Source organism: Lentzea albida, from assembly GCF_900111005.1.
GTDB lineage: Bacteria > Actinomycetota > Actinomycetes > Mycobacteriales > Pseudonocardiaceae > Lentzea > Lentzea albida.
In genome coordinates, this window is the sequence record NZ_FOFV01000016.1 from 95,922 (window position 1) to 122,912 (window position 26,991).

Annotated in this window: 27 protein-coding genes; 13 read left to right on the forward strand and 14 right to left on the reverse strand. The window is 69.3% G+C overall.

The genetic code is table 11. The annotated features are described in order from the left end of the window. Positions 1–21: 21 nt before the first annotated feature. From BMY74_RS32735 to BMY74_RS32750, 4 genes are all read right to left on the reverse strand, one after another. The gene (locus tag BMY74_RS32735; protein ID WP_089922523.1) at positions 22–213 is read right to left on the reverse strand and encodes a ferredoxin; all 192 of its coding nucleotides are present in this window, start codon (positions 211–213) and stop codon (positions 22–24) included. Next, positions 210–1,418, reverse strand: a complete 1,209-nt coding sequence (locus BMY74_RS32740) for a cytochrome P450 (RefSeq protein WP_089922374.1) — start codon at positions 1,416–1,418, stop codon at positions 210–212. The genes BMY74_RS32735 and BMY74_RS32740 overlap by 4 nt, the downstream gene beginning before the upstream one ends. Further along, a complete protein-coding gene (locus tag BMY74_RS32745) occupies positions 1,415–3,040 on the reverse strand; it encodes an ABC-F family ATP-binding cassette domain-containing protein (protein ID WP_425434882.1) in 1,626 nt (541 codons plus the stop codon). The genes BMY74_RS32740 and BMY74_RS32745 overlap by 4 nt, the downstream gene beginning before the upstream one ends. A 77-nt stretch (positions 3,041–3,117) precedes the next feature. Further along, positions 3,118–3,654, reverse strand: coding sequence for a TetR/AcrR family transcriptional regulator (locus tag BMY74_RS32750; protein WP_245786486.1), 537 nt, complete (start codon positions 3,652–3,654; stop codon positions 3,118–3,120). A gap of 73 nt (positions 3,655–3,727) precedes the next feature. On the opposite strand from BMY74_RS32750, the gene BMY74_RS32755 reads away from it, so the two are divergent. The 6 genes from BMY74_RS32755 to BMY74_RS32780 all read left to right on the forward strand — a co-directional run bounded on the left by BMY74_RS32755 (position 3,728) and on the right by BMY74_RS32780 (position 9,989). Continuing rightward, positions 3,728–4,798, forward strand: a complete 1,071-nt coding sequence (locus tag BMY74_RS32755) for an FAD-dependent monooxygenase (protein WP_089922376.1) — start codon at positions 3,728–3,730, stop codon at positions 4,796–4,798. Positions 4,799–4,980: 182 nt separating this feature from the next. After that, positions 4,981–6,156, forward strand: coding sequence for a nitric oxide synthase oxygenase (locus BMY74_RS32760; protein ID WP_089922377.1), 1,176 nt, complete (start codon positions 4,981–4,983; stop codon positions 6,154–6,156). Between the two features lie 10 nt (positions 6,157–6,166). Next, on the forward strand, positions 6,167–7,231 hold the full coding sequence (locus BMY74_RS32765; protein WP_281245017.1) for an APC family permease: 1,065 nt from the start codon (positions 6,167–6,169) through the stop codon (positions 7,229–7,231). Positions 7,232–7,276: 45 nt separating this feature from the next. Beyond that, positions 7,277–8,368, forward strand: a complete 1,092-nt coding sequence (locus tag BMY74_RS32770; RefSeq protein ID WP_342718304.1) for an NAD(P) transhydrogenase subunit alpha — start codon at positions 7,277–7,279, stop codon at positions 8,366–8,368. After that, positions 8,365–8,631, forward strand: a complete 267-nt coding sequence (locus BMY74_RS32775; RefSeq protein WP_045309221.1) for an NAD(P) transhydrogenase subunit alpha part 2 — start codon at positions 8,365–8,367, stop codon at positions 8,629–8,631. Before BMY74_RS32770 ends, BMY74_RS32775 begins: the two co-directional genes overlap by 4 nt. Continuing rightward, positions 8,628–9,989: an NAD(P)(+) transhydrogenase (Re/Si-specific) subunit beta gene (locus BMY74_RS32780; protein WP_089922381.1), complete on the forward strand. Its 1,362-nt coding sequence runs from the start codon at positions 8,628–8,630 to the stop codon at positions 9,987–9,989. The genes BMY74_RS32775 and BMY74_RS32780 overlap by 4 nt, the downstream gene beginning before the upstream one ends. On the opposite strand, the gene BMY74_RS32785 is transcribed toward BMY74_RS32780, so the two are convergent. From BMY74_RS32785 to BMY74_RS32795, 3 genes are all read right to left on the reverse strand, one after another. After that, positions 9,955–11,928 carry a putative bifunctional diguanylate cyclase/phosphodiesterase gene (locus BMY74_RS32785; protein WP_089922382.1) on the reverse strand — a complete coding sequence of 658 codons (1,974 nt, stop codon included), beginning with the start codon at positions 11,926–11,928 and terminating at the stop codon, positions 9,955–9,957. The genes BMY74_RS32780 and BMY74_RS32785 overlap by 35 nt on opposite strands. A gap of 53 nt (positions 11,929–11,981) precedes the next feature. Beyond that, positions 11,982–12,785: an SAM-dependent methyltransferase gene (locus BMY74_RS32790; protein WP_089922383.1), complete on the reverse strand. Its 804-nt coding sequence runs from the start codon at positions 12,783–12,785 to the stop codon at positions 11,982–11,984. 72 nt (positions 12,786–12,857) lie between these two features. Further along, on the reverse strand, positions 12,858–13,892 hold the full coding sequence (locus tag BMY74_RS32795) for an MFS transporter (RefSeq protein WP_089922384.1): 1,035 nt from the start codon (positions 13,890–13,892) through the stop codon (positions 12,858–12,860). Positions 13,893–13,949: 57 nt separating this feature from the next. On the opposite strand from BMY74_RS32795, the gene BMY74_RS32800 reads away from it, so the two are divergent. Genes BMY74_RS32800 through crcB form a run of 3 tightly spaced genes read left to right on the forward strand, consistent with a single transcriptional unit; the run spans position 13,950 to position 15,035 of the window. Then, positions 13,950–14,393, forward strand: coding sequence for a MarR family winged helix-turn-helix transcriptional regulator (locus BMY74_RS32800; RefSeq protein ID WP_089922385.1), 444 nt, complete (start codon positions 13,950–13,952; stop codon positions 14,391–14,393). Continuing rightward, positions 14,374–14,700, forward strand: a complete 327-nt coding sequence (locus BMY74_RS32805) for a fluoride efflux transporter FluC (RefSeq protein WP_089922386.1) — start codon at positions 14,374–14,376, stop codon at positions 14,698–14,700. Before BMY74_RS32800 ends, BMY74_RS32805 begins: the two co-directional genes overlap by 20 nt. Beyond that, complete coding sequence (crcB, locus tag BMY74_RS32810) at positions 14,697–15,035, forward strand: fluoride efflux transporter CrcB (RefSeq protein ID WP_089922387.1); 339 nt, start codon at positions 14,697–14,699, stop codon at positions 15,033–15,035. Before BMY74_RS32805 ends, crcB begins: the two co-directional genes overlap by 4 nt. On the opposite strand, the gene BMY74_RS32815 is transcribed toward crcB, so the two are convergent. The 3 genes from BMY74_RS32815 to BMY74_RS32825 form a co-directional block, all read right to left on the reverse strand. Next, positions 15,010–17,493, reverse strand: a complete 2,484-nt coding sequence (locus BMY74_RS32815; protein ID WP_089922388.1) for an NACHT domain-containing protein — start codon at positions 17,491–17,493, stop codon at positions 15,010–15,012. The two genes, crcB and BMY74_RS32815, sit on opposite strands and share 26 nt — an antisense overlap. A 16-nt stretch (positions 17,494–17,509) precedes the next feature. After that, positions 17,510–19,795 carry a HelD family protein gene (locus tag BMY74_RS32820; RefSeq protein WP_177230033.1) on the reverse strand — a complete coding sequence of 762 codons (2,286 nt, stop codon included), beginning with the start codon at positions 19,793–19,795 and terminating at the stop codon, positions 17,510–17,512. Between the two features lie 69 nt (positions 19,796–19,864). Continuing rightward, positions 19,865–20,293 carry a MarR family winged helix-turn-helix transcriptional regulator gene (locus BMY74_RS32825; protein ID WP_089922389.1) on the reverse strand — a complete coding sequence of 143 codons (429 nt, stop codon included), beginning with the start codon at positions 20,291–20,293 and terminating at the stop codon, positions 19,865–19,867. Positions 20,294–20,430: 137 nt separating this feature from the next. Here BMY74_RS32825 and BMY74_RS32830 point away from each other — a divergent pair, with 137 nt between their 5' ends. The 3 genes from BMY74_RS32830 (at position 20,431) to BMY74_RS32840 (ending at position 21,960) form a co-directional block, all read left to right on the forward strand. Continuing rightward, on the forward strand, positions 20,431–21,033 hold the full coding sequence (locus BMY74_RS32830) for a hypothetical protein (RefSeq protein ID WP_089922390.1): 603 nt from the start codon (positions 20,431–20,433) through the stop codon (positions 21,031–21,033). Between the two features lies 1 nt (position 21,034). Further along, positions 21,035–21,253 (forward strand): DUF6343 family protein, encoded by a 219-nt coding sequence (locus BMY74_RS32835; protein ID WP_089922391.1) that lies wholly within the window; start codon positions 21,035–21,037, stop codon positions 21,251–21,253. Between the two features lie 95 nt (positions 21,254–21,348). Beyond that, positions 21,349–21,960 carry a TetR/AcrR family transcriptional regulator gene (locus tag BMY74_RS32840; protein WP_089922392.1) on the forward strand — a complete coding sequence of 204 codons (612 nt, stop codon included), beginning with the start codon at positions 21,349–21,351 and terminating at the stop codon, positions 21,958–21,960. Here BMY74_RS32840 and BMY74_RS32845 read toward each other — a convergent pair. From BMY74_RS32845 to BMY74_RS32860, 4 genes are read right to left on the reverse strand one after another with little or no spacing between them, the layout of a single operon-like run. Next, the gene (locus tag BMY74_RS32845; RefSeq protein WP_089922393.1) at positions 21,948–23,300 is read right to left on the reverse strand and encodes a dihydrolipoyl dehydrogenase family protein; all 1,353 of its coding nucleotides are present in this window, start codon (positions 23,298–23,300) and stop codon (positions 21,948–21,950) included. The genes BMY74_RS32840 and BMY74_RS32845 overlap by 13 nt on opposite strands. 53 nt (positions 23,301–23,353) lie before the next feature. After that, positions 23,354–23,770: a DUF6892 domain-containing protein gene (locus BMY74_RS32850; protein WP_089922394.1), complete on the reverse strand. Its 417-nt coding sequence runs from the start codon at positions 23,768–23,770 to the stop codon at positions 23,354–23,356. 16 nt (positions 23,771–23,786) lie between these two features. Beyond that, on the reverse strand, positions 23,787–24,146 hold the full coding sequence (locus tag BMY74_RS32855; protein WP_089922395.1) for a VOC family protein: 360 nt from the start codon (positions 24,144–24,146) through the stop codon (positions 23,787–23,789). Between the two features lie 12 nt (positions 24,147–24,158). Next, positions 24,159–25,391 carry a hypothetical protein gene (locus tag BMY74_RS32860; RefSeq protein ID WP_089922396.1) on the reverse strand — a complete coding sequence of 411 codons (1,233 nt, stop codon included), beginning with the start codon at positions 25,389–25,391 and terminating at the stop codon, positions 24,159–24,161. A gap of 143 nt (positions 25,392–25,534) precedes the next feature. On the opposite strand from BMY74_RS32860, the gene BMY74_RS32865 reads away from it, so the two are divergent. Continuing rightward, positions 25,535–26,875: a S8 family serine peptidase gene (locus BMY74_RS32865; protein WP_089922397.1), complete on the forward strand. Its 1,341-nt coding sequence runs from the start codon at positions 25,535–25,537 to the stop codon at positions 26,873–26,875. The last annotated feature ends 116 nt before the right edge of the window (positions 26,876–26,991 follow it).

The following is a 26,991-nucleotide window of genomic DNA, read 5'->3' on the forward strand; positions in this document are numbered from 1 at the left end:
CCTGGCAGCTCTTCAACGCGACTAGCTGATCGTGATCGCGCCCGCCGGGCACAACCCGGCGGCCTCCTTCGCGGACGCCTCGTGGGCGGCGTCCGGGTGTTCCTCGAGGAGCACCACCGTGCCGTCCTCGTCGTTCTGGTCGAAGAGGTCCGGATCGGTCAGCACGCACATCCCCGAACCGCAGCACTTCGCCTGGTCGACCGAGATCTTCATGACGACCACGCTACTGGCAGCGCGTGGACCCCGTAGATGCCCATGTCGGTGCGCAGCGGCACGTCCTCGGGGGCCGTGTCGAGGCGGAGGTCCGGGAACGCCTGGAACAGCTTGGCGAACGCGATCCGCATCTCGATGCGCGCCAGCTGCTGGCCCAGGCACTGGTGGATGCCGTGGCCGAACGCGACGTGGCCGGTCGCCGGGCGGCGCAGGTCGAGCTCCTCGGGGTTGCCGGGGAACTTCTCCGGGTCGCGGTTGGCCGCGGGCACGTGCATGACCACCGTGTCACCGGCCTTGATGAGGTGGCCGTCGATCTCCACGTCCTCGGTCGCGGTGCGGACCGGTCCGAAGTGGATGATCGACAGGTACCGCATCAGCTCCTCGACGGCGTTGTCGACGACATCCGGCTCGTCGCGCAGGATCTTGAGCTGGTCCGGGTGCCGCAGGAGCGTGAACGTGCCGAGGCCCAGCATGTTCGCCGTGGTCTCGTGCCCCGCGAGCAGGAGGAGCATCGCCATGTTCGACGCCTCCTCGTCCGTCGGTTCCCCGGTGGCGAGCAGGTCGCTGATCATGTCGTCGCCCGGGTCCGCCTTCTTGCGGGCGATCAGCTCGCGCATGAACGCCTCGATGCGTTCCATGGCGGCCATGGCCTCTTCGAACGTCGAGTTGAGGCTCAGCAGCTTCGCCGTGTCCTCCTGGAACCTGTGCCGCTCGTCGTAGTCGACGCCGAGCAACGCGCAGATCACCAGTGACGGTACCGGGAGCGCGAACTCCTGCACCAGGTCGGCGCGACCGCCGAACGACCTGAGGTGTTCCAGTTGGTCGTCGACGATCGTGCCGATCCACTCGGACAGCTGGTTCATCCGCCGGACCGTGAACTGGCCCTGCAACATCCTGCGCAGCCGGGTGTGGTCCGGCGGGTCCTGGTTCAGGAACATGCCGGGCTTGATCCTGCGCCTCTCCTTCGGCACCTCTCCCTGGAACCGGACCTCCAGCAGGTGGTGTTCCGCGGGGTCGTTCGTGAACTTGGGACTTCCCAGCACCTCGCGCACCTGGTGGTGGCCGGTGACGAGCCAGCCGAGGTGCCCGTCGGCGAACTTCAGCCTGCTGATCGCGGCCTGGTCGCGGATCCGGGCGAGCTCGGGCGGCGGGTCGAACGGGGTCTGGCGCGTGGTGGGCAGCTTCTCGGAGATCACTTCGGTCATCTCGCACACCTCCCAGTGCTCGGCAGAGGACCTTGTTCCGAAGCTACAGAACTTTCATTACTTCGTGAAGGTGAATTGAGGGTCACGGTCCGCCACGACCGGAAATCTGTCCGCATCTGCCTGTCGTGGGTCGCGACGGCCACGGCCGCGCGCGTCCGGTGCAGGGCCTCGGTCAGCTCGTCGACGAGGGCGATCGACAGGTGGTTGGTCGGTTCGTCGAGCAGCAGGACGTGCGGGGAGCCGCTCAGCAGCACCGCCAGTTCGAGTCGCCTGCGCTGGCCGGTGGACAGGCGCCCGACCGGCCGGTCCAGGTCCTGTCCCGTGAGCAGGCCGAGTTCCGCGACTCGCGGACACAGCCGCCTCGCCGTGGCGTCCTCGTCCTCGAACACCGACTCCTGGGCCAGCAGCGCGACGCGGCCGGCGTGGTGCACCGTGCCGTGCGCCGGGGTGATGCGGCCCGCCAGCACGTTCAGCAGCGTCGACTTGCCGGCCCCGTTCGGGCCGACGACCACGAGCTTCTCGCCCGCGCTCAACGAGATGGGCTCGGCGAGGCTCAGCCTTCCCGGCACCGCGAGCGGGGTGGCGTGCAGCAGGTCGCCGCTCGCCTCCAGTTCCGGCGGGGTGAAGCGCAACGGCGGCGGGGGAGCGTCGACGCGCTGGTCGTCGAGCTCGTCGAGCCTGCGGGCGACGGTGCGCATCTTGTTCGCCGCGCGGGTGCCGCGCTTGTGCTTGAACGCGCCCTTCGGCGGCCGCCAGCCGTCCTGGAGCCGGGACCGGGCCCGTTCGACCTTCTCGGCCAGTTCGCCGTGCTCGGCCTCCTCCTGGGCGAACCGCTGCTCCCATCGCTGCCGTTCGGCGCGCTTGGCCTCCTTGAACGCCCGGTAGCCACCGCCGTGCAGGTGCACCTCGCCGTCCGGGGACGGGTCGAGGTCGAGCAACTGCGTGCAGACGTCGTCGAGCAACGTGCGGTCGTGGCTCACGAGGACGACGACGCCGTGGTGGTGCTTGAGGCGTTCGGTCAGGAACGCCAACGCGTCCGCGTCGAGGTGGTTGGTGGGTTCGTCCAGCAGCAGGACGTCGGCGCGTTCGGCGAGCAGGCAGGCCAGCCGGACGCGGTAGCGCTGGCCCACGCTGAGCTCGGACAGCCGCACCTGCCGGGGGTGGTCCGCGTCGAGGGCCTTGAGCGCGATGTCCGCGCGCCGTTCGGCGTCCCACGCCTCCATGTCCTCGGCGTGGGCCAGGGCCTTCTCGTAGCGCTCGCCGTCGAACGGCTCCGCCGCACCGTCCAGTTCGGACAGTGCTTCGCGGCTCTCGCGCAACGCCTCGGACAGCAGGTCCCCCACCGTTTCGCCCTCGTGGAACGGCATTTCCTGTTGCACGAGGCTCAACGAACCGTGCCGCGTCACGGTTCCCTGGTCCGGGACCAGGTCGTCGGCGAGCAGGCGGAGGAGGGTGGTCTTGCCGCGGCCGTTCTCACCGATGACGCCGAGGCGCTGACCGGCGGAGACCTTCAGCGAGATGCCGTCGACGACGGGCCCGGCCTCATAGCCCTTGGTGAGGTCTTGGGTCGTCAAATGAACATGCGAACGCACGGGGATCTTCTTTCGGGTACGCGAAATCAGGACGTGTTGCGCTGGGGCACACGTCCTTGATCAGAGGTAGAAGACCCCGTACCCGAATCCCATGAAACCCACGGTACCTACGGTCGCAACGCCTTTTCGACGGCGTCCTTCAGGTCCCGCACGCTCTCCGGGGTGCCCGGCTCCGGCCCGACCGTGCTGCCGGCGCCGACGAGCCGGTAGAAGAGCAGGCCCTCCAGGAACGCCGTGAAGTGCGCGCCCGCGCGTTCGGGATCGGTGTGGCCCAGCATCTTCGCGAGCGCGGTGGCCTGCTCGCGCGGCGAGTGGGCCATGATCGACTTCAGCTCCGGGTGGTGGGTGGCCTCCAGCATCGCCGCGTACCGGGCGAGCGTCCTGTTCCGCTCGACGAGCCAGCTGTCGAGGGTCCTCGCGATGCTGCCGGCGACGTCGTCCGGATCGGGCACCACGTCGAGCCGTTCCAGGTCGGCGAGCCGTTCGACGAACCCCTCGACCAACGCCTTGCGCGTGCGGAAGTACGCGCTGGTCGAGCCTTCCGGCAACCCCGCGCGGCGGTCGACCGCGCGGTGGGTGAGCCCGCGCATGCCCTGTTCGGCCACGAGCTGGATCGCGGCGTCGGTGATGACGTCTCTGCGCACCTGTGGTCCCAATCTCTCTCTACAGCTGTAGTCTACGGGTGTAGATTCCTCTACAGGTGTAGAGGAGGAAGCGATGAAAGCGATCGTGGTGGGCGGCGGCATCGGCGGGCTGGCCGCGGCGGTGTCGTTGCGGCGGGTCGGCTGGGAGGTCCAGGTCCTCGAACGGGCGGCCGCGTTCGGTGAGATCGGCGCCGGTGTGGGCGTCATGCCGAACGCGATGCGCGCGCTGGAGTGGATGGGCCTCGACGACGAGATCCGCAGGCTGGGCACGCCCCGCGTGTCGGGCGGCGTGCGGGCCGACGACGGGCGCTGGCTCGTGCACCTGCCGGACGTGGGGCAGGAGAAGGTGATCGCGATGCACCGCGCCGACCTGCACGGTGTCCTGTTGCGCGCGTTGCCGCCCGAGGTGCTGTTCACCGGCGTCGAGGTGACCGGTGCCGACGACCTGGACGCCGACCTCGTCGTGGCGGCCGACGGCATCCACAGCCGCCTGCGCGCGGAACTGCTGCCGGACGCGCCGGGGCCGGTGTACGCGGGCGCCACGGCGTGGCGCGGGGTGGCACCGGGACCGTACGAGCTGCCGATCTCGCAGACGCTCGGACCTGGTGGTGAGGCGGGGATCCTGCCTCTCGGCGACGGCCGGGTCTGCTGGTACGTGGCGAAGGTGGCGCCCGCTCGGGCGGACCTGGACCCGGTCGCGTTGTTCGCGGACTGGCACGACCCGTTGCCGGAGCTGGTGCGGACGACCGCGGACGTCATCCGGCACGACATCTACGAACTGCCTTTGCTGCCAACGTTCGTGAAGGGCCGGGTGGCGTTGCTCGGCGACGCGGCGCACGCGATGACGCCGTATCTCGGGCAAGGGGCGTGCATGGCGTTGGAGGACGCGGTGACTTTGGCTCTGTGCAACGGTGATCTGGCGCGGTACGACGCGTTGCGGCGGCCGCGCACGCAGTCCGTGTGGAAGGGCTCGAAGAGGGCGGGCAGGCTCGGGATCGAGATGCGGTCCCCGATCGCCTTGGCGCTGCGGAACTTCGCCCTCCGGGCGGTGCCGCCTTCCTTGGCGATCCAGGGGATGACGCGCTTCTCGGCGTGGGAGGTGCCCCAAGTTCACTCGAACGGGTCGAATCCAGTGGTGAACTGAATCACTGGTCAATGTTTGATGTCAGCCTGATAACGGTCAAGAACCACCCTTTGTCGCGCCCTTTGTCACCCAGTTGTAGGATCAAGTAACTGCTGAGCGTGTCGGACGCGGTCCAGTGATCCAGATGGCGTAGCGCGACAGGCGGTTCCTCCTACACGAAAGCGCAACTACGGTGCCTCGCCATGACCCCCGTCCCGACTGATGTGATGCCCCGTTCCCTTTCCGCGCATCCCCCGGCGCAGGTCGAGAACACCGGCGAGATCGACATCGCCGAGGCTGAGGACTTCGTCCGACAGCACCACACCGAGCACCCGGACCTCGGCCCCGTCGAGGCCAGGCTGGCCGAGGTGCACGCGGAGATCGCCGCGACCGGCACCTACCGCCACACCACCGCCGAACTGACCTTCGGCGCGCGCGTGGCGTGGCGCAACAGCTCCCGCTGCATCGGCCGCCTGTACTGGCGGAGCTTGAAAGTGCGCGACCAGCGCGAGGTGTCCGCTCCCGCCGACGTCGCGAAGGAGTGCGTCGAACACCTCCGCGTGGCCACGAACAAGGGCAAGATCCGGCCCGTCATCACGGTCTTCGCCCCCGCTGAGCCCGGCACGCACGCGCCGCAGATCGACAACGAGCAGATCATCCGCTACGCCGCCTACCGCGGCACCGACGGCGGAGTGCTCGGCGACGCGCGCAACCTGGCGCTGACGGAGCTCGCGTTGAAGCGGGGCTGGAAGCCGCCCGCCACGCGCGGCCCGTTCGACGTCCTGCCGCTCATGGTGACCTGCAAGGGCCACGAACCCGCGCTCGTCGAGATCGCCGCCGACGACGTGCTGGAGGTGTCGCTGTCGCACCCCGACTTCCCCTGGCTCGGCACCCTCGGCGTGAAGTGGCACGCCGTGCCCGCGATCAGCAACATGCGCCTGCGCATCGGCGGCATCGACTACCCGTCGGCGCCGTTCAACGGCTGGTACATGGGCACCGAGATCGGCGCCCGCAACCTGGCCGACTCGGACCGCTACGACCTTCTGCCGTACCTCGCCAAGCGAATGGGCCTGGACATGTCGTCGGAGGCGACGTTGTGGCGCGATCGAGCCCTGGTGGAGCTCAACCGCGCCGTCCTGCACTCGTTCGCGGAGGCCGGGGTCACGATCACGGACCACCACACGGAGTCGCAGCGGTTCCTGACGCACCTGGAGAGGGAGGAGGCCGCAGGCCGTTCGTGCCCCGCGGACTGGTCGTGGATCGTGCCACCCGTGTCGGGCGGGCTGACGCCGGTCTACCACCGCTACTACGACACGGATGAACTGCTGCCGAACTTCTTCCCCGCCTCGAAGCCCTCCGGGTGCCCTGTCGCACACTGACCGGGTGCAGCTGACCCGGAGTTTGACGCTGACCGACGCCGTGTTCGTCGGACTCGGTTCGATGATCGGCGCGGGCGTGTTCGCGGTGTTCGCCCCGGCCGCGGCGGCGGCCGGGTCCGCGTTGCTGGTGTCTTTGGTGATCGCCGGCGTGATCGCCTGCTGCAACGCGCTGTCGAGCGCCTGGCTCGCGGCCCGCTACCCGCAGTCCGGTGGCACGTACGTCTACGGCCGCGAACGGCTCGGGCGCCTGTGGGGCGACCTGGCCGGGTTCGCGTTCGTGCTCGGCAAGACGGCCTCGTGCGCCGCCATGGCGTTGACGGTCGGTGTGTACGCCGGGGCACCGAAACCCGTTGCGGTGGCGGCGATCGTGGCGCTGACCGCCCTGAACCTGACCGGTGTCCAGAAGTCCGCGCTGGTCACGCGGATCATCGTCGTCGTCGTGGTGCTCGTGCTCGTGCTGACGTCCGTGACGGCCCGCGAAGCCGTGCAGCCGGCGGAGTTCCTGCCCGCAGGAATCCTTCCCGCCGCCGCGCTGCTGTTCTTCGCGTTCGCCGGCTACGCGCGCATCGCGACGCTCGGAGAGGAGGTGCGCGAACCCGCTCGCACGATCCCCCGTGCCGTGGTCATCTCGTTGGGCATCACCCTCGTCGTGTACTCGGTCGTCGCTCTTGTCGCCTTGAACGCGTTGGGCAGCTCACTGGCCGTGTCGACCCTTGCCGACGTGTCTCCTTCCCTCGCGCCGGTGATCCGGGTGGCCGCGTGCCTGGCCGCGTTGGGCTCGTTGCTGTCGTTGCAGCTGGGGGTGAGCCGGACGACGCTGGCGATGGCGCGCGACCGCAGGCTGCCCGGCTTCCTGGCCGACCTGCGGTGGGCGGAGATCGCGACCGGGCTGGTCGCGATCGGACTGGTGCTCACCGTCGACGTGACGCGCGCGATCGTGTTCAGCTCGTTCTGCGTGTTGCTCTACTACGCGATCGCCAACGCCAGTGCGTGGACGCTCGGTAAGCGCGTCGTGCCCGCGGTGGGGCTGGCAGGGTGCCTGACTCTCGCCGGTGCGGTCCTCTGGCAATTGTGATGTGGCCCAGGTCACCTTTGATCGCGTAACGTGCGTACGGTGAAAGTGGGAACCCCCGCAGAGTCGCGGCCCGCCGAGCGCCGAGTCGCCTGCGTACCGGAAACGGTGTCGTCGCTGGTCGACGCTGGTTTGACCGTGCACGTACAGGAAGGCGCCGGGCGCCACGCCCACGCCCTCGACGCCGCCTACCGCGCGGCCGGGGCGACCGTGACGCCCGAGGACCCGACGTCGCAATCCGACGTCGTCGTGTCCGTCCAGCCGTTGACCGTCGACCAGGCCTCCACCTTGCGGCCCGGCGCCGTCACGATCAGCTTCCTGCAGCCCCAGGCCGAACGGGAGCTGCTGGAGGTCTACCGCGACCGCGGGGTGACGTCGTTCAGCTTCGACCTGCTGCCCCGCGTCACCCGTGCCCAGAGCGCCGACGCGTTGTCGTCGCAGGCGCTGGTGGCGGGGTACCGGGCCGTCCTGGTCGCCGCCGAACGACTACCGCGCTTCCTGCCGATGTTCACCACCGCCGCCGGCACCGTGCCGCCCGCGAAGGTGCTCGTGCTGGGCGCCGGGGTCGCGGGCCTGCAGGCCATCGCGACCGCTCGGCGGCTGGGCGCCGTCGTCGAGGCCTACGACGTGCGCAAGGCGGCGGGGGAGGAGGTCCGCAGCCTCGGCGCGAAGTTCCTCGAACTGGACCTGGAGACCCAGTCCGGCGTCTACGCGTCCGTGCAGTCCGAGGAGTTCCTGGAACGCCAGCGAGAACTCATCGGCGAGCACGTGGCCGCGTCCGACGTCGTGATCACCACCGCCGCCATCCCCGGCCGCAGGGCGCCGGTGCTCGTCACGACCGACATGCTCAAGGCCATGACACCGGGCTCCGTGCTGGTCGACCTGGCCGCGGAGTCCGGCGGCAACTACGCCGGATCCGTTGCGGGACAGGAGACCTGGGTCGGCGACGTGCTCGTGCACGGCGCGCTGAACCTGCCGTCGTCCATGCCGGTGCACGCGAGCCGCCTGTACTCGCGCAACGTCCTCAACCTGCTCAAGCTCATGATCGCGGACGGGGCCGTGGCGCCGGACCTCACCGACGAGGTGCTCGACGGCTGCTGCCTCACCCACGACGGCCGGATCCGCAAGGAGTTGCCGTGATCGACCTGCTGACGATCTTCGTGCTGGCCGTGTTCGTGGGCTTCGAGGTGGTCTCGAAGGTGTCCACGATCCTGCACACGCCCTTGATGTCCGGCGCGAACGCCATCCACGGCGTGATCCTGGTCGGCGCGATCCTGATCACGGGGTCCGCGGAGAGCACGCTGGAGCTGGTGCTCGGGTTGCTGGCGGTGTTCCTTGCCACGGTGAACGTCGTCGGCGGGTTCGTGGTGACGGACCGGATGCTGGAGATGTTCCGGAAATGACCACCGTCGGGCTGATGTACCTCGTCGCGTCGCTCTGCTTCATCCTGGCGCTGAAAGGCCTGAGCTCGCCCAAGTACGCGCGCTACGGCAACCTCGTCGGCGCGTTCGGCATGCTGGTCGCCGTCGTCACCGCCTACGTCCACGGCGTCGTCCACAACGGACTGTGGATCCTCGTCGCCATCGCACTCGGTGTGGTCGTGGGCATCCCGGCCGCGCGGTCGGTGAAGATGACGGCCATCCCGCAGATGGTGGCGCTGTTCAACGGGGTCGGTGGCGCGGCGGCCGCTCTCGTCGCGCTGGCCGAGTTCTTCGCGGTGCCGGACACGACCGTGATGTTCCGGCTCGCGACCGTGCTCACGGTGCTGATCGGTTCGGTCAGCTTCTCCGGCTCGGTGGTGACGTTCCTGAAGCTGCAGGAGCTGATGACCACGCGGCCGGTGCTCCTGCCGGCCGGGCAGCAGCTGGCGATCGCGGCCGCTGTGTCGTCGGTGGCCCTGTGCGCCTTGACGATGGCCGTGCCGAACGGGTTCCTGCTGTGGTTGCTGGCGGTCGTCGGGCTCGCGCTCGGTGTGCTGTTCGTGCTGCCGGTCGGTGGTGCGGACGTGCCGATCGCGATCTCGTTGCTCAACGCGTTCACCGGGCTCGCGGTCGCGGCGTCCGGGTACGTGCTGGCGAACACGCTGCTGATCGTCGCGGGCACGCTCGTCGGCGCGTCCGGCACGATCCTGACGCGGCTGATGGCGCAGGCGATGGGGCGGTCGCTCGCGAACATCCTCTTCGGCGCGTTCAAGGCGACGACCGCCGCCGTGCAAGGGGAAGAGCAGCGGACGGTCAAGTCCGGCACGGTCGAGGACGTCGCGATCCTGCTGGGGTACGCGAACAACGTGGTCGTCGTGCCCGGCTACGGGCTCGCCGTCGCGCAGGCGCAGCACGCGGTGCGGGAGCTCGTGTCGACGCTGGAGAAGCGTGGAGTGGCGGTGTCGTACGGGATCCACCCGGTCGCCGGGCGGATGCCGGGGCACATGAACGTGCTGCTGGCCGAGGCGGACGTGCCGTACGAGCAGCTCAAGGAGCTCGACGACGTCAACCCCGGCATCACGTCGGTCGACGTGGCCGTGGTGGTCGGCGCGAACGACGTGGTGAACCCCGGTGCGCGCGACGAGCCGTCCAGCCCGATCTACGGCATGCCGATCTTCGACGTGGACCGCGCGAAGTCCGTGGTGTTCATGAAGCGCTCGATGCGGCCGGGGTTCGCGGGCGTGGACAACGAGCTGCTCTACAACCCGAAGACGACGCTGTTGTTCGGCGACGCGAAGGACTCGCTCACGAAGCTGCTGGCGGCAGTGAAGCAGCTGTAGTGAGCAGGTCGGTGACCTCGGCTGCGGTGAGCGCGGGCAGCAGGCCGATCCCGCCGTCGGCGCCGGCCCGTCTCCAGTGGGCGGCGTCGGTGAGCGTGTGCACCTCGTCGACGGCGAACCGCACGCCGAATCCGTGCACCGTCGTGATCAGGGCGCGCATCGCCTGGTACAGCGGGGAGTCCGGGTCGGGCGCGGGGGCGCGGGTGATCACCGAGCGGACCGGCAGCTCGGCCAGCACGGCCAGTTCGTCGTGGCCGCCGCGGAAGCCGTCCAACGCCGTGACGATGCCGTTGTCGTGCAGCACCAACGCGTTGTCGTCACCGGCGAGCACCGACGAGATGTCGAGGGCGATCCGCAGCCTCTCGGGCGGCAGGCCCGTCTCGTCGAGTGCCCGCTTGACGTCGGCGACCAGGTCCTCGTCGCGGGACTGCAGGGCGCCCAGCGCGATGTGCAGCGTGGGCGCCCCGTCACCGAACTCCTCCACCCACCTCGCCGCTTGGGCGCACGCCTCGCGCAGCAGCCACCGGCCGATCGGCAGCGACAGGCCCGTCGAGTCGGCGAGCGCCATCGTGTCGTTGTGGCTCAGGTCGTCCCAGTGCAGGCGGGCGACGGCACCGAGCACCTCGCGGGTCTCCAGGTCGTGCACCGGGGCGTAGACGATCTCGATCTCGCCGTGCTCCCACGCGCCGGGCATCGAGGCGGCCAGCGCGTACCGGCCGCGGCGGCGGGCGTCGTCGTGCGGGTCGTGCAACGCCCACTGCCGCTTGCCGCGCGCCTTCGCCTGGCGCAGTGCGGCGTTGGCGCAGCGCATCAGCTCGGCGGCGGTCGCGAACGCCGGAGGCCGGTCCACCACGCCGATGCTGGCCGACAGCGCGATGCCGTGGTCGTCCACGAAGGTCGGTTCCGCCAGGACCTCCTGGATCTCCTCGACGGTCGAGGTGACGTCGTCCCCCACCGTGATCAGCGCGAACTCGTCGCCGCCGATCCGCGCCACCACGGCGTTCCTCTCGGCGGCGAGCCTGCCCAGTCGGCCGGCGACGATCTTGAGGAGCTTGTCGCCGGTGTCGTGGCCCAGGCCGTTGTTGACGACCGAGAACGCGTCGAGGCCCAGGTGGTACAGGGTGATCGGGGTGCCGTCGAGCTGCCGTTCGACCTGGGAGAGGAAGTGCTGCCGGTTCGACAGGCCGGTGAGCGAGTCGTGCAGCAGCTGGTGGTCGAGGCTGCGCTGCAACAGGTGCAGCTCGCTGATGTCGTCGACCATCGTCACGTGGTGCGTCGGCCGGCCGTCCGCGTCGCGCAGCACCGAGACGACGAGCTGCACCCACACCGGCTCTCCGTCCGCGCGGATGAGCTTGCGCTGGTCGCGGAACCTGTCGGCCTGCCCCTCGCTCACCCTGCGGTACGAGGCGCCCAGGGCGACCAGGTCCTCGGGGTGGTAGAAGTCGCGCAGGTCGCGGTCGGTCAGGTCGGCCCCGGACTCCAGGCCCACGATCTCGGCGAGCTTGTCGTTGGCCTCGACGCACCGGCCGTCCAGGTCGGTGATCGCGATGCCGAGCGCGGCGGAGTCGAACACCTCCTGGAACCGCGCCTGGCTGACCTTCAGCGTGCGCTCGACCCGCTGTTTGGCCCGCACGATCGCGACCTTGATCTGCTCCTGCTGGTCGAAGGCGTCCGTCCGCATGGCCTGTGCGTACGCGGAGCTCAACCTCGCCAGCAGGGGTAGTTCGAAGGTGGGAGAAAGGACCTCGATCGTGGCGCGCAGCGAGTCCGGTCCGGTCGCGTGCAGTGACACCAATCGATAGGCGACCGATTCGGGTGACTCCCGCAGATCACGCAGAAAATCGAGCAGCGACTGCTCGATTTCGGCGTGGGAAAGCGGGATGTACGCGGTAGACGTCAGCGCGTGCATCCAGCGGGCGGCGAGCTCCGGAAGTTCCATCCTGTTCACAGAGCGTACGGATTTCGCGCCGCACGGCCAACAACGACAGGCGGCTACACCTTGCGGCCGACCGCCGCGTAGATGCCCGCCTTGTCCGGATCATCCGTGTTCGTGCTCTCGGGTCGCCACAACGGCGTCGGCACGATGCCGGGCTCCTCCAGTGCGAACCCGTCGAAGAGCGCCTCGATCTCGGCCTTCGTGCGCGGGTACATCGGGTTCTGGCTCTTCTTCATGACCTCGACGATCCCGGCCATCTCCTCGGGCTGCAGGTCCTGGGTGAACTGCGAGACCGCGAGGTAGCTGCCCACGGGCACGGCGTCGCGGTAGGCCGCCACGATCGCGTTCGGGTCGGCTTGCGGCGGCACGAAGTGGAAGACGCCGGCCGTCAGCACGCCGACCGGTTCCGCGAAGTCGACCAGACCGCTGTAGCGGGCCGCCGCCAGCACCTCGTCGGGCTTCGTCATGTCCTCCTGGATGATCGTCGCGCGCGGGTCCTGCTCCAGGATGAGCTGGCTGTGCGCGACCGCGACCTCCTCGAAGTCCACGTAGACGACACGGGCCTCCGGGTCGGCCTTCTGCGCGATCTCGTGCACGTTGCCGACCGTCGGGATGCCGGACCCGAGGTCGAGGAACTGGCGGATGCCGTGCTCGATCATGAACAGCACGGCCCTGCGCAGGAACGACCTGTTCAGCCGTGCGATCGCGCGGGCGTTCGGCTGGGCCTGCAGGAACTTCTCCGCGAGCGCCCGGTCAGCGGCGAAGTTGTGCCCTCCCCCGAGCAGGTAGTCGTAGAGTCGCGCGGCACTCGGCCTGCCCGTGTCGACGCCTTCCGGAACCCAGCTCACCCGTTCAGACATGTGATCAGGCTACTGAGACGCCCCCGTGCGCGGCAGGCCCAGGGCCCGTTCGGAGCAGTGAAACCGCTGCTGTCACTGGAAGGTGTGAACGAGGAGGGTGGCGACCGCGACCCCCAGTGCCGTGCCGAGCCCTCGCGCGACGTTGACCAGCCCGCTGCCGACCCCGGCCGACCCCTCCGGCAACGCGCCCATCACGCGCTTAGTGCACGAGGGCGCGATGATGCCGAGCCCGATGCCCGCGACGACGAGCTGGACCACCTGCGGCACGGGCATGATCAGCGCGACGGCGGTGATCAGCGCGCCGGTCTTCGCCCCCGGTCTGCTCAGCAACGTCGCCGCGACGGCGAACCCGAGCGGCAGCGCCGCGACCGTGAGTCCTATGTGTGCCAAGGGTTGTTCCATCGTGAACGGCAGCAACGTCATCGGCGCGAACAACGCGGCGTAGGTGAGCAGCACGCCCACGAGCCCCGGCACGACCTTCCAGGTCGGCCTTCCCCGGTCCCGGCCGGTCTTCGTGCGGGGCAGCAGGTAGTGGCCGGCGATCACGGCGACGACGCCGATCGGCACGTTGATCGCGAACACGGCCTGCCACCCGAAGTTCTCGGTGAGGTACCCGCCGAGCAACGGCCCGGCCGCGAGCCCGCCCGCCTGCGCCGCGGCCTGGATCCCGAGCGCCCTGCGCCGCCGCTCCGGCGCCACCGCCGTGACGACCAGCGCGACGCTGTTCGCCTGCAACATCGCCGCGCCCACGGCCTGCGCCATCCGCGCCGCGATGAGCGCGTCGAACCCCGGCGCGTACACGCACGCGACGGACGCCCCGGTGAACAACGCGAAGCCGTAGATGTAGACGATCTTGCGTCCCACCCGGTCCGCGATCCTGCCCATTGGGACGAGCAGCGCCACGAGCGTGATCAGGTAGCTGAGCGAGATCCACTCGGGATCGGCGTGGAAGTGCGCGCTCATCGCGGGGAACGCCAGCGTGACGATCGAGGCGTCGAGCTGCCCCATGAACGCCCCGAAGCAGACCGTCGCGATGACCAGCCACGGCGCGTACGCCCGACGTGCGATCCACGCCGGGCGAGGTGACTCCGTGACGAACCAGTTCATCGCAGACAGATTATATCTGACCCAGAGCTATTAGCTGGCGTTCAGTAAGATTTCCGCATGTCAGACGAAGCCCGCACGCTCACCGACGTCGTCACCCGCCTGCGCCGGGCGCTGCGGACGAGCATCCGGGCCGACTGGCCGTGGGAATCCCTGCCGATGGCGCAGGTAGAGCTGCTGCAGACCCTCGCGGAGCGCCCGCCGATGAAGGTCGGCGACCTCGCCGCGGCCCTGCGCCTGGCCCCCAACACGGTGTCCGGACTGGTGTCCCAGCTGATCGACTCCGGCCTGGTGGTGCGAGGCGGAGACCCCAAGGACAGGCGGGTAGCGCGACTATCCGTCTCACCTCGTGGACACGAACAGCTCCTCGTCTGGCAGCGCGAGCACGAGAAGCGGATCGGCGCGGCGCTGGCCAAGCTGGAGCTGTCCGAGCGCGAGGACGTGGTGCGCGCCCTGAAGGCCCTGGACCACCTGGTGGAGCACCTTGCCGAGCCCTCAGCCTGATCCGGGGCTCCGCTTCGTCGCGCTGGTGTCGTTGGGCGGCGGGCTTGGCGGGGTGGCGCGGTACGGGCTGTCTCTGGTGGTGCCTGGGGCTTGGGGGCTGTTCCTGATCAACGTGGTGGGGTCGTTCCTGATCGGTGTGTTGATGGGGACGGTGCCCCGGCCGTTGGTGCGGGCGTTCTTCGGGGTTGGGGTGTTGGGCGGGTTCACGACGTTCTCGTCGTATGCCGCTTCTTGGTCCTGGGCGTTGGTGGCCACGCCTGTTTGTGCTGTGGTGGCGGCGTTTCTGGGGTTGCGGGTGAGTCGGTGACCCTGGTTGCGGTGTTTCTCGGTGCTGCGCTTGGGGCTCCTTGTCGGTACCTGGTGGATCGGTTCGTGCAGTCGCGGCACTCCCTCGACTTTCCGTTCGGGACTTTGGTTGTGAACGTGGTCGGGTGTTTGGTGATCGGGTTTGTCGTTGGGACTTCTTGGATGCCGCTGCTCGGGGTGGGGTTTTGCGGTGGGCTCACGACTTACTCGACGTTCAGCTACGAGACGGTGAAGCTGTTGGAGGCGGAGAAGTACCGGTCGGCGTTGCTGAACGTTGTGGTCAGCGTGGTGCTCGGAGTCGGTGCGGCGGCTATTGGTCTTGCTCTAGCACGCTGATCTCGCCACGTTCCCAGCGCAGCAGGAACTCGCGCACCGGCTCGATGACGTCGGTGTGGGGCAACACCCTCTTCTCGGACATCTCCAGGTATGGCAGGCAAAGCACCATCCGGAGACTGTCGTCGTGGCGGTAGTTGCCTGGTCTTGCGTGCTCCGGGATCGGCCACGGTGTGGGCAGAGTGGTCATCAGGGTGGCGATGGAGTCCGCCTCGGATTTGGAGAACGGCAGCGCCTCTTTGATGAGTAACAGGGCGGTAGCGTTGACGTACGTTCTGTCGCCGACGTTGCAATCCGTGTAGAACGCCGCTGCTCCCACGCGGCGGATGATCGTTTTCAAGAGCCTCGGCTCGTCGATGGCCCACTGCGCCCACGGCGACGACCCGCGAAGTTCCGACAGGTCCTGGTGGACTGCCTTCCACCCATCTGACCGGGCAAACAGCGTGTCGATCACGAGCATGGCGCCGATCTCGCCGCGTGCGACGAGCACCTCGAGCCGGTCGGTCAGCGTTCGCTCGATCACCTGCTTGTTCAGATGAGAGGAGTTGCGCACACAATCCTGCAGGGGCGCGTCCGAAGTCATCGTCTCGCCAGTGGCGTTGGCGCGTGCGTCGGTCGGAACGGAGACGAACTGGTCCAACGCCGCCGTGACGATCGACCGGACGACGCGGTCGCTGGGCGCCACGTGGTGCAACGCGCGGGCGGCGAACCCCAGTCCGCCATCAGCAAGCGCCTCGGTCAACAACTCGTCGGCGCCTCCCTCGACGTTGCGGTCGTAGAGCTGCAACACGATCTGCGCGACCACGTCCCACTGCTCGACGTGAGGCTTGAGCACCGCCCACAACGCCTCCGCCGTGCGGTGCGCACGGACCAGGTGCTCGGCGGCGAAGTACTCCAAAAACGTTCGGTGCGTGAAGCCGAACTGAGGCTCCGACTCGGTGGCGCCGACATCGGCGAGGATCCACGCCCGGCCGGTGCAGTGCGCGAGGAACTCCTCCGCCATCGCCACGGACTCGTCGTGGTCGTCGAGCTTCTTGTCCAGATAGGCGGCGAGGCTGTTGATGACGCGCGTGCGGGTCTGCGGCTTGCCGGACTCCGCCGCGCTGAACATGTTCCACGCTAGGTGCTGCACCGCGCCGCGCAAGCGGCCGTGGAACTTGATCGGCAGGTCGATGCCGCGCTTCGAGTCCCACTGCTCGAACAGCATCAACGCGCATCGCTCGTAGACCTGGGCGAGGTTGTGCGGCAGGTAGCGGTCGCTGGAGTACATGGCGCACAACAACGTCAGCAGCAACGCGTTGCTGCGCAGCTCCGCGATCTGCGCGCTGTCCTCCATGAACGAGCTGATCAGCTGGTCCTGTTCGGCCGGGGAGGTGGCCTCGTCGAGCTTGAACCACCGCGACACGTAGGCGGCGACCTGGTCGTCGTCGAACTCCGCGATGTGGCTCGACACGAACAAGTCGGTGCTCAGCGGCGCGTCCTCGTACCCGACCTTCCGCGCCGTCACCAGGATCGGCACCAACGGGTAGAGGTGCGCGAACCCCTCCACCAACGACACGACTCGTCGCCGCAACTCCGTCTGCACCAGCTCGTCGAGCCCGTCGAGGATGACGACCGCCCGCCCGGTCCGCAGCAGGTACTCGACGCCGTCGCGCGGAGGCTTGACGTTGTACGGCGCCTGGCACACCTTCTCCAGGTAGTGCAGGAGGTCGCGCCCGCCCTCGTCGAACGAGGTGGAGAACTCCCGCAGCACCAACAGGAACGGGACCCGGCCGTCGACGGCGACGTCGTGGGCGAGCTTCGCGGCCAGGGTGGACTTGCCGGCACCGGGGTCGCCCTGCACCAGCACGCGCTCGCCCGGCGCACCGATGCGGAACTCCGACTTCGAGATCAGCGCCGGCTCGACGTAGAGGTGGTCGTAGCGGACGGAGCGGCTGACACCGACGTGGGGCATGCGGATGCGGCTGTGCAGTGCGACCACCTGGTCGCGCATCCGCGCCGCGAAGGTGTGGATGCGGGCCGACGACTTGAGGCGCTTCAGGAGGACGCTGTTGTTGGTGGCCGCGGTGTAGAGGTCGCCGCGGTCGATCCTGCCGCTGGTGCGGCCGAAGTGCGCGTCGACCTCGTCGCAGGCGGCGATCATCACGTCGTGCACGACGTCGGTGATGCGGGACAGCGGGTGGTCGGACATGCCCGCTAATCGGAGACCCTCGCGCAACTGGTCCTTCGCGGCCTTGCCCGCCATGTTGCCGATGCGCTTCTGCGCCACGACCGTCGCGAAGTCGGGGGAGTCGAGGTAGGCCTGAAGGGCCTCGGCGTCGGAGCGGACGAGGTCGGTGAACAGGCCGGCCGTCGCAGCGCTGGTGACCGCGGGCCGGGGGAGTTTCTCGGTGAGGCGGTCGGAGAGCTTGTCGCTCACGTCCACGACGACCCGGATGACCGTCGACTCGATGCTGGCCATCCGGGTCCCCGATCGCTTACGAAACGTCCTTCAGCCGGGATAGCACATCCGGCAGCGTTCCGGTGTGCACGACGCCAAGCCGTTGCGTGGCACGGGTCAGCGCCACGTACAGGTCCGACGCGCCCCGAGGCGACTCCGACAGGATGCCGGACGGATCCACCACGACCACCGAGTCGAACTCCAGGCCCTTGGCGTCCGTCACGCCGAGCACGACGACCTGCGCCTCCTCCAGCTCGTTGCCCACGGACGATCCGGGAACGGCGGAGGCGATGGCCGAGCCGACGGACGGCAGCAGCGCGGCCGGCACGATCACGGCGATCTTGCCGTCGCCGACGGCGGTGACCTCGCGGGCGATCAGGTCGGGCACCTCGGCGGCGAACGACGACACCGGAGAAACCCAAGGCGGCACACCGGTCTCACGCACGGAGGTCGGCGGTACGAGAGCGGCGTCCACCGAGGCGAGGACGTCGGCCGCCACCTCCATGATCTCGGCCGGGGTGCGGTAGTTGACCGTGAGTTCCGTCAGGCGCCAACGGTTCTGCACGTACGGCGACAGGACAGCGCCCCACGAGGTGGCGCCGCCGATGTCGCCGGTCTGCGCGATGTCGCCCACGACGGTCATGGACTTGCTGGGGCAGCGGCGCATCAGGGTGCGCCAGGCCATCGCGGAGAGTTCCTGGGCCTCGTCGACGATCACGTGGCCGAAGGTCCAGGTGCGGTCGGCCGCTGCTCGTTCGGCGGCGGTCTCGTAGCGGTCCACGCCGTGGCGCTGGGCCAGGCTGTACGCGTCCATCAGGTCCGAGGCCATCAGGAGGTCCGGGTCCGCGTCGTCCTCCAGGTCGAGGATGTCGAGGACGCCCTGCGCGTACTCGATGGCCTGGCGGCGCTGGCGTTCGGCGCGGGCCTTGGCCTCCGTGTCGTCCTCGCCGAGCAGTTCGGCGGCCTCGTCCAGCAGCGGCACGTCCGCCGGCGTCCAGTCGTCGGTGGAGCGCTGCAGGAGGTCGCGTTCCTCGCGGGTGAACTTGGCCATCGCGCGGTTGCGGCGCTTCGGGTTGCGGTAGAGCTCCGAGAGCAGCGAGAACGGGGTGAGGACCGGCCACAGCGACGAGATCGCGGCCTGGACCTCGTCGGACTCGCGCAGCTCGCGGCGGATGTCGTCCACGTCCGCCTTGTCGAGCAGGTGGTTGCCCAGCCTCGACGCCACCATGCCCGAGAGGGTCGAGATGATCTCGCGCGCGAACGTGCGGCGGGCCTCGTTGTGCGGGCGGCGGGTGCGGCGCGCCCTGCCGCGCGCGTCGGAGATCGCGCGGCGGTCCAGGCGCAGCACGTCGTTGTCGAAGCGGACCTCGACGAACGGCGGCGCCTCCTGGCGGTCGCGCACGGCCGCGGCGATCACGTCGGCCATCTGGATGCGGCCCTTCACCGCCGCCGCCTCGGACGACTCGCGCCCCACCGCGGTCAGTCCCGGGTACAGCTCGCCGACGGTGGAGAGCAGGACGCCCGTCTCACCCAGCGAGGGGAGGACCTGGCTGATGTAGCGCAGGAACGTCGTGTTCGGGCCGACGACGAGCACGCCGCGTTTCGCCAGCTGTCGACGATGCGTGTACAGCAGGTATGCAGCGCGGTGGAGCGCCACGGCCGTCTTGCCGGTGCCCGGTCCGCCCTGCACGACGACGACGCCGTTGAGCTCCGACCGGATGATCCTGTCCTGCTCGGCCTGGATCGTCGCGACGATGTCGCTCATCTGGCCGGTGCGCGACTCGTTCAGCGCGGCCAGCAGCGTCGCCTCGCCGGTCAGCGACTCGCTGCGCGTCACGTCGGCCGAGTTGATGTCGAGCACCTCGTCGTCGAGGCCGATCACCTTGCGCGAGCGGGTGCGCAGGTGCCTGCGCCGGCGCACGCCGTCGGGGGAGGCGGCGGTCGCGAGGTAGAACGGCCTGGCGGCGGGGGCGCGCCAGTCCATCAGCAGCGGCTCGTATTCCTTGTCCTCGTCGAACAGACCGATTCGGCCGATGTAGAAGCGGTCTTCGTTGTGGAAATCGAGCCGGCCGAACGCGAGTCCGTTCTCGACAGCGCTGTACTGGGCCAATTGATCTGTGTACATCGCGACGGACGTGTCGCGCTCGGACCGCATCTGGTGCGTGCCGCCGGTTTGTCGCAACGATTGTGCGAGTCGTTTCGACGTCTGTTCGCGGAGGTCGTCGAGCCGGCCGTACAACATGGCCACGTATTCCTGCTCCGGCTCCATTTCGGCGAGCCGGAGGTCATCGGAGGGGCTTGACAACTTGCCTCTTTTCTCCATACAATGCGACTTCGGAAACAATCCGTGTCGCACCGTCCTGCCTGCGCCGGGTCGCTTAGCGCAGACTGTCTAATCTACACGCATATCAGCGTGGTGCAGGTACGCCTTCCGCAGCAGTGTGGCCAAAGTATCGCGCTCGTGCGGCGTCAACGGCGCCAGCAGCTCCTCCTCGTGCGCCCGAGCCGCCTCCAGCCGTTGCTCCAGCGCCTGCCTGCCCTCACCGGTGATCGACACGGTGAACCGCCGCCGGTCCCTCTCGTCCCGCCTGCGCTGGGCGAACCCGAACCCCTCCAGGTCGTCGAGCACCGACACGAGGTCGCTCGGGTCCATCCGAACCCGGTCGCTGATCCGCTTCTGCGCCACCGCCTCCTGCTCGGAGAGGTACGCGAGCACCGTCAGGTGGGGGCCGCGCAGTCCCGCGCGCCCGATCCGGCGTGCTTCGCGCACCAGCCCGAGCATCAGGTAGCTGGGCAGACGCAGAAGCCGATCAATGCTCATGTCCTCAAGTCTAGGAACCGATCCGTAGCTCGATCGTGGATTGCGCTGCGTGATCAACGCTCCCGGCCGGGGGCCGACAGGGTGAGCGTTGGGGTGACGTTTCTCCGCAAACCACCAGGAAGCGGCAAGGTGGGGGTATGACGCGTGCGGAGATCGTCCGGCTCGCCCGCTGTGTGGTGCGCCGGCCCCGGTGGCAACTCGTCGTCGCGGTCCTGCTGTCCGCGTGGACACTCGGCTGGGTGCTCGGTCAGCTCGCGGACGACCCCCTCAGCCCGCTCGGTCTGCTGGCCTGGACCGGCATCCCCCTCGATTCGGCATCCCTATGGGCCCGCGAACGCGCCGACGTCCTCGCGTGGCTCGCGACACTGGGTGGCCTGAGCTGGGCGGCCACCACCGAACAGGGGCAGCTGCCCGCTCTCGCCGGGTGGTTCGCGGTCCTCGTCGCGGGCGAGGCGGCCGGGTACGAGCACGCCGTGCAGCGGGCGATTCTCAGCATGGTCGTCTTCCTGCTCGTGCTGGCGGCCGTGTCGATCACCGGCCGGCGCGCGTTCGTCGTCGACCGCGTCGCCGTCATGCCCAAGGACGTCGTGCGGGCGGGCATCACGGCCGCCGTGCTGACCGCCGTGGTCCCGCTCATAGCCCCTGGCCTGGCCGTTGTCCGCCTGGTCCGCCCCTACGTGACGAAACCGCCGCGCCTGCTGAGGCGGGTTGAGGCCCCGTTGCTGCGGGAAACCGGATGAGGTGAGCGACTACCTGCCCCCTCCCGCGCCGCCGCGCAGCGCCCTGACCTTGCGGTTGTGGCTGGCGGGATTCGGCCTGGTCTTCAACTCGGTGGCCGGGTGGCTGGCGCTGCGAGCTGATCTCACCTGGCTCGGAATCCTGCTTTTGCTACTCGCCGTCGTCTGCCTCGTCGACTTCGGCTGGGTGGTTCACCGGAAACGCCGCGGCGATCCCGGCTGAAAACTGTCGGCAAACTGTGCTTGGGATTGAGCGCACTTGTGGATAAAGATGTCGGTGTGCATGAAGATCCGGCAAAAGGCAGGTTAGCCAGGGTGATGCGCCGGCAGCCCGTGCAACAGCGCGGCGCGGCGACGGTCTCCGCGATCCTCGACGCTTGTGCGAGCCTGTTGAACGAATACGACTACGACGACATCACGACGGCTCGCATCGTCGACGTGGCCGGAGTGCCCATTGGTTCTTTCTATCAGTACTTCTCCGACAAACGATCTGTCGTGCACGCTCTGGCACTTCGAGGTATGGAGAACTACCTCCGCGAAGTCGAGGAGCTGTTCACCGAGGACCTGATCGCGGACACGTGGCGCGAGGCCACCCGGCAGGTCGTCGCGGTCTACACGCGCATGCTGGCGGACGTGCCCGGCTTCGGGCGCGTCCGGTTCAGCGACATGCTGGACAGCCACCGCCTCGACTCGAGCGTCGACCAGTACGAGCTGATGGCCGAACGGCTCGCCGAGATGTTCGTCGGCCGGTTCGGCGCGCACGGCGACGCCCCGGTCGTGCTGACGTTCCGGATCGCCGTGCAGACCGCGGACGCGTTGTTCAAGCTCGCCGAACGGGTCGACGAGGACGACCGCGCGCACGTGGTCGGCACGGCGGACGAGCTGCTCACCGGCATGCTCGGCTCCGTGCTGGAGCCTCAGAGGCCGTAGGACTCGAGCAGCCGCAGCCAGACCTCGCTGATCGTCGGGTACGAGGGCACCGCGTGCCACAACCGGTCGACGGTGACCTCGCCGACGATCGCGACGGTGGCCGAGTGCAGCAGCTCGGCCACGTCCTGGCCGACGAACGTGACACCGACCAGCGTCCGCGTCCGCTCGTCCACGACCATGCGGGTCTTGCCCTTGTAGCCGTCGGCGTGCAGCGACGACCCTGCGACCGCGATGTCGAGGTCGACGACCTTGACGTCACGCCCGGCGGCCCGCGCCTGCTCGGCGGTGTGGCCGACGAACGCCACCTCGGGGTCGGTGAACACGACCTGCGGCACCGCCACGTGGTCGGCCCACGCCTGCCCCGCCGACCGCTCCTTCGGCTCGAACCCGCGGGAGCGCTCCAGGATCGCCGTGCCGACCGCGCGCCCCTGGTACTTGCCCTGGTGCGTCAGCAACGCGCGCCCGGTGACGTCGCCGGCCGCGTACAGCCAGCGGCCGTCCACGCCGGACACCAGCCCGGAGTCGTCGATGGTCAGCGGCTTGCCGTCCTTGGTCGCGGGCACCCGGCCCGTCGCGACGAGGATGTGCGAGCCCTGCACCGTCCGGCCGTCCTGCAACGTCAGCTCACCCGGCTTGATCGCCGCCGCACGCCCGCCCAGCAACACCTCGACGCCGTCCGCCTCCAGACCCTCGACGACCAGAGGGCCGACGAAGTCCTCCATCTTCGGCAGCGGCCGGTCGCCGGACACGACGAGCTTGACCTGCGACCCCAGCCGCGCCCACGCCTGCGCCATCTCGACGCCGACGACACCACCGCCGAGCACGACCAGGGAGTCCGGCACCTCGCGGGCCGACGTGGCGTCACGCGAGGTCCACACGGGAGTGTCGTCGATGCCGTCCAGCGGCGGCATCTTCGGCACGCTGCCGGTGCACACCACGACGGCCTGGCGCGCGCGGTACACCGTCTCGCCGTCCGCCCCGCGCACGGTGACCTCGCGCTCGCCGGTGACCTCACCGTCGCCCCGCAGGACGTGGATGTTCTCGGACTCGGCCCACTTGACCTGACCGGTGTCGTCCCAGTTGGAGGTGAAGCCGGTGCGCCGCTCCAGCACCGCGGCCGGGTCGAGCGACCCGCCGACCACGCCCTTGACCCGCTGGGCGGCGGCGAGCGCGTGCCCGGAGCGCAGCAACGCCTTCGAGGGCATGCAGGCCCAGTACGAGCACTCGCCGCCGACCAGTTCCTTCTCGATCATGGCGGTGGACAGGCCTCCCGCGGCCGTCCGCCAGGCCACGTTCTCACCTACGGGTCCACCACCGATGACGATGACGTCGAAGTCCATGGCCGCCACAGTAGGCCCGGATCAAGAAAGCCACACGAGGCAGAGGGGGTGCCTCAGAGCCAGTCCGCCTCGATCCCGCGGGCGCGCAGCGCCTCCAGCGCCTCCTGGTTGCCCGTGTAGAGCAGTGTCATGGACTTCAGATTCGGGAAGTGCCGCACGTCGGCGAACTCGTCGACGTCGAACAGGCCGTCCTCGCCGTCCCAGCCCGGCGCGATCTCGAGGTAGATCTCGTTGCCGCCGTCCATGTAGATCTCGGTGATCTCGCCGGCGAGCTCGGCGGGGACCTCGAGGGCCTCGAAGTAGGCCAGCGCCTCGGGCACCGCCCCGAAGCTCCTCTCGTCGTAGGTGAAGCCCTGCGCGGCGGCGTACTCGCGCAGGTCGAACCTCGGCAGGAGGTTCTGGTTGTACATCAACTCCTGGACGACGGCGAGCTTGAAGTTGGTGTCGGCGAACGGGATCGGCTGGCTCATACCCGCATCGTATGGATCAGGAGAGCCACACGAGGCAGAACGTGTGCCCCACCGGGTCCGCGTAGACCCGGAACGTGTCGTCGTTGTCGCGCTGCAGCAGCTTGGCCCCGAGCGCCAGCACCTTCGGTTCGGCCTCCTCGATGTCCTCCACCAGCACGTCGAGGTGGAACTGCTGCGAACCGCGCGGATCGGGGAACGTGGGCGGCTCGTACTCGGGGGCGAGCTGGAACGCGACCCGCGTGCCGTTCGCGACGATCACCTCCCAGTCCTCGGTCCCGCCAGCCAGGCGTTCGGCCCCGAGCAGCTGCTCGTAGAACGAGGCGAGCTCGGAGGTGTTCGGGCAGTCGAGCACGACAGAGCGAAGTTGTCCGACCATGCCCTCAAGCCTCTACCGGCTGACGGGCAGCCGCAACGCCTGCTTGGCGATCGGGTCGAGCGACGGGTCGCCCGCACCGCCCTCCCACACCGCGAACGCCAGCGTGACGTGGCTTCCCTTGACGTTGTTGGCGAACGCCGCGTTCTCCAGCGGCTTGCCGTCGAGACCGTGCACGCCGCCCGATCCCGGCAGCACGACGACCGCGTGCAACGCCTTCGCGCTCGGCGCGTCGTAGAGGTCCATGTCCGCGACCAGCACGGTCGCCTGCTTGTCCTGCACCGTCGTCTCGTAGGTGGCGCGCAGCAGCACACCGCAGTCGTTCGCCGTCAGCCACGCCTTGACGTCACCGAACGCCTGCGTCTTGCAGTCCTGGTCCTTCTTCATCTCCTTCGGCACGAACGCCGTGCCGTCCACGACCACCGTCGTCGGCTGCGCGGACGACGGCGCGGGGGTCGCGTCGGCCGGTTTGTCGTCGCCGGGAAGCGCGACCACCAGCCACACCACGAGGACCAGTGCGAGCAGTGCGGCCGCCGCGAGGTACGGCCAGGTCAGCTTGCCTGGCAAGCGTTTGCGTCCGACGGCCTGGCGCAGCTGGGCCTTGGGGATCAGCATCGTGGTCTCGGCCGCGAGGTCGGACACCGCGTCGCTGAAACCCTCGGACAGCAGCGACCGCGACTCCGGTGGCGTGCCGGTCGTCTGCAGGATCGCGAGGAGCTTCACGGCGTGGTCGGCGGTGCACGGCACCGTCGACGTCGCGAGCTCGCGGGCCGCACTGAGCAAAGTGGACGGTTTGGGGTGCAGCACCCGCACGCCGCGGTTGAGGTCGTTCGTTGGCTGCACGACCTGGCTGACGAACGGGCCGACCGCCACGACCGTGCTGACCGGGAGCGGTTCCGCGCGCATCGCCTGGATCCGCTGCGCCACCGCCGTCGCCGCGGCCACGGCCTCGGTCGCGGGGTTGGGCGAGCCGTCCTGGGAGACGAGCGGCCAGCCGTCGATCGTCCACTGGCCGCCGAGCGGGGCCTCGAGCTTCACGCCGGGGTCGGGCAGGTCGACGCCGACGATCACCAGAACGCCCTTGGGCAGCACGACGATCGCGTCGAGCGGCACGGGGCAGTCGGGGGGCTGGACGCCGAGCAGCGCCACACCACCCAGGACTCCGGTGCCCGCACCCCACGCCGTGAGGGCGGCACGGACGTCCGCCCCAATGGCCGAGGGTTCAGCGCCCAGACGGATCAGCCGCACGAGTCCCCACCTTTCCGCACGGGGGGACACGGTAGCGCTCCGGGGTCGTCCCACCGCACTCGGTCGAGACATTGCGTGATGGCCGTCACCGTTATGTGGATCACTCGTTAGAAGGATTGCCTGCCAATGTTCACGGAGGGTCCATGTACAAACGCGCTGCATCGCTCGCCGTACTGCTGGTGGCCGTCGCTTCCCCTGTCGCGACGGCCGCACCGACCTCCACGGTCTACGTCCACGGCACCGACATCGCCGCCGCCGAACAGGCGGTCGAGGCGGCCGGCCTGCAGAAGCTCACGAGCTTCCGCAAGATCGGCGTGGTCGCCGCGAGGGGTGACGCCGCGCGGATCTCCTCCGCCAGGGCGAAGTCCGGCGTTACGCGCGTCGAGGTCCAGAGGCCGATCAAGTTCCTGGGATCGACCTCGCACATCGCGACCCGCGGCCTCGACGCCCGCACCAGCCTCGGGCTGACCGGTGAGGGCGTGTCCGTCGCCGTGATCGACTCCGGCGTCGACCCGACCCACCCGTCGTTCGGCGGCCGGATCGTCCGCAACCTGAAGAGCCTGTGCCTGGACGGCACGACGCAGACGAACTGCATCGTGCCGGTGCCGAACTTCCTGGACACCGACACGACGTCGTTGGGCGGCCACGGCACCCACGTCACCGGCATCGCGATCGGCGGTGACGTGCAGACCACCGGTGGCCCGGTGATCCGCGGCGCCGCTCCGGGCGCGAAGGGCGTCGTGATCTCGACCGGCGCGGCGATCCTCATCCTCGGCGCGGACGCCGCGCTCAACTGGGTGCTGGAGAACCACCGGGCCCCGTGCGGCGCCGGGGTGCCCGCGGCGACCTGCCCGCCGATCAAGGTGATCAACAACTCCTACGGCCCGTCCGGCGGGGGCGCGTTCGACCCCGAGTCGGTGACGGTCAAGCTGCAGCGCCAGCTCGTCGCGGAAGGTGTCGTCGTCGTGTGGGCGAACGGCAACGACGGTGGTGACGGGTCCGCGAACCTGTCCAACCCGCCCGGCGTCGACCCGACCCCCGGCGTGATCTCGGTCGCCTCCTACGACGACCAGGGCACCGGCACCCGCGACGGCGCCCTGTCCGACTTCTCCTCGCGCGGCCTCGCCGCGGACTCCGCGACGTGGCCGGACATCTCGGCGCCGGGGGAGAACATCACCTCGTCGTGCCGGCTCTACCTGCCGATCTGCGCCACCGGCCTGGACCCGCAGAACGGGCCGGGACTGCTCGACCTCGGCACGTTCAACACGATCAGCGGCACGTCGATGGCGGCGCCGCACATCGCCGGGATCGTCGCACAGCTGTTCCAGGCCAAGCCTTCCGCGACCCCCGCCGACATCGAGCGGGCGCTGAAGTCGACCGCCCACAAGTACGGCACGGGCTACCAGCCGGCCGGGCCGTACACCTCGTCGTTCGACAAGGGAACCGGCCTGGTCGACGTCGTGGCCGCGGTAAACGCGCTCTAGATCACGATCAGGCATCGCTCGGCCGGGGAGATCGGGACTTAAGACCTGTATCTGCCCCGGTCGGGTGATGATCGAGCTGGTTCTTATGGCGGACATGCCTCAAGTCGAGGCAGAAT

Bases quoted from the DNA above. Each gene is read 5' to 3' on its own strand.
- BMY74_RS32735 (WP_089922523.1), bottom strand. From the start codon at position 213: ATGAAGATCTCGGTCGACCAGGCGAAGTGCTGCGGTTCGGGGATGTGC.
- BMY74_RS32740 (WP_089922374.1), bottom strand. From the start codon at position 1,418: ATGACCGAAGTGATCTCCGAGAAGCTGCCCACCACGCGCCAGACCCCG.
- BMY74_RS32755 (WP_089922376.1), top strand. From the start codon at position 3,728: ATGAAAGCGATCGTGGTGGGCGGCGGCATCGGCGGGCTGGCCGCGGCG.
- BMY74_RS32760 (WP_089922377.1), top strand. From the start codon at position 4,981: ATGACCCCCGTCCCGACTGATGTGATGCCCCGTTCCCTTTCCGCGCAT.
- BMY74_RS32780 (WP_089922381.1), top strand. From the start codon at position 8,628: ATGACCACCGTCGGGCTGATGTACCTCGTCGCGTCGCTCTGCTTCATC.
- BMY74_RS32785 (WP_089922382.1), bottom strand. From the start codon at position 11,928: ATGGAACTTCCGGAGCTCGCCGCCCGCTGGATGCACGCGCTGACGTCT.
- BMY74_RS32790 (WP_089922383.1), bottom strand. From the start codon at position 12,785: ATGTCTGAACGGGTGAGCTGGGTTCCGGAAGGCGTCGACACGGGCAGG.
- BMY74_RS32795 (WP_089922384.1), bottom strand. From the start codon at position 13,892: ATGAACTGGTTCGTCACGGAGTCACCTCGCCCGGCGTGGATCGCACGT.
- BMY74_RS32800 (WP_089922385.1), top strand. From the start codon at position 13,950: ATGTCAGACGAAGCCCGCACGCTCACCGACGTCGTCACCCGCCTGCGC.
- BMY74_RS32815 (WP_089922388.1), bottom strand. From the start codon at position 17,493: ATGGCCAGCATCGAGTCGACGGTCATCCGGGTCGTCGTGGACGTGAGC.
- BMY74_RS32820 (WP_177230033.1), bottom strand. From the start codon at position 19,795: ATGGAGAAAAGAGGCAAGTTGTCAAGCCCCTCCGATGACCTCCGGCTC.
- BMY74_RS32825 (WP_089922389.1), bottom strand. From the start codon at position 20,293: ATGAGCATTGATCGGCTTCTGCGTCTGCCCAGCTACCTGATGCTCGGG.
- BMY74_RS32830 (WP_089922390.1), top strand. From the start codon at position 20,431: ATGACGCGTGCGGAGATCGTCCGGCTCGCCCGCTGTGTGGTGCGCCGG.
- BMY74_RS32840 (WP_089922392.1), top strand. From the start codon at position 21,349: ATGCGCCGGCAGCCCGTGCAACAGCGCGGCGCGGCGACGGTCTCCGCG.
- BMY74_RS32845 (WP_089922393.1), bottom strand. From the start codon at position 23,300: ATGGACTTCGACGTCATCGTCATCGGTGGTGGACCCGTAGGTGAGAAC.
- BMY74_RS32850 (WP_089922394.1), bottom strand. From the start codon at position 23,770: ATGAGCCAGCCGATCCCGTTCGCCGACACCAACTTCAAGCTCGCCGTC.
- BMY74_RS32855 (WP_089922395.1), bottom strand. From the start codon at position 24,146: ATGGTCGGACAACTTCGCTCTGTCGTGCTCGACTGCCCGAACACCTCC.
- BMY74_RS32865 (WP_089922397.1), top strand. From the start codon at position 25,535: ATGTACAAACGCGCTGCATCGCTCGCCGTACTGCTGGTGGCCGTCGCT.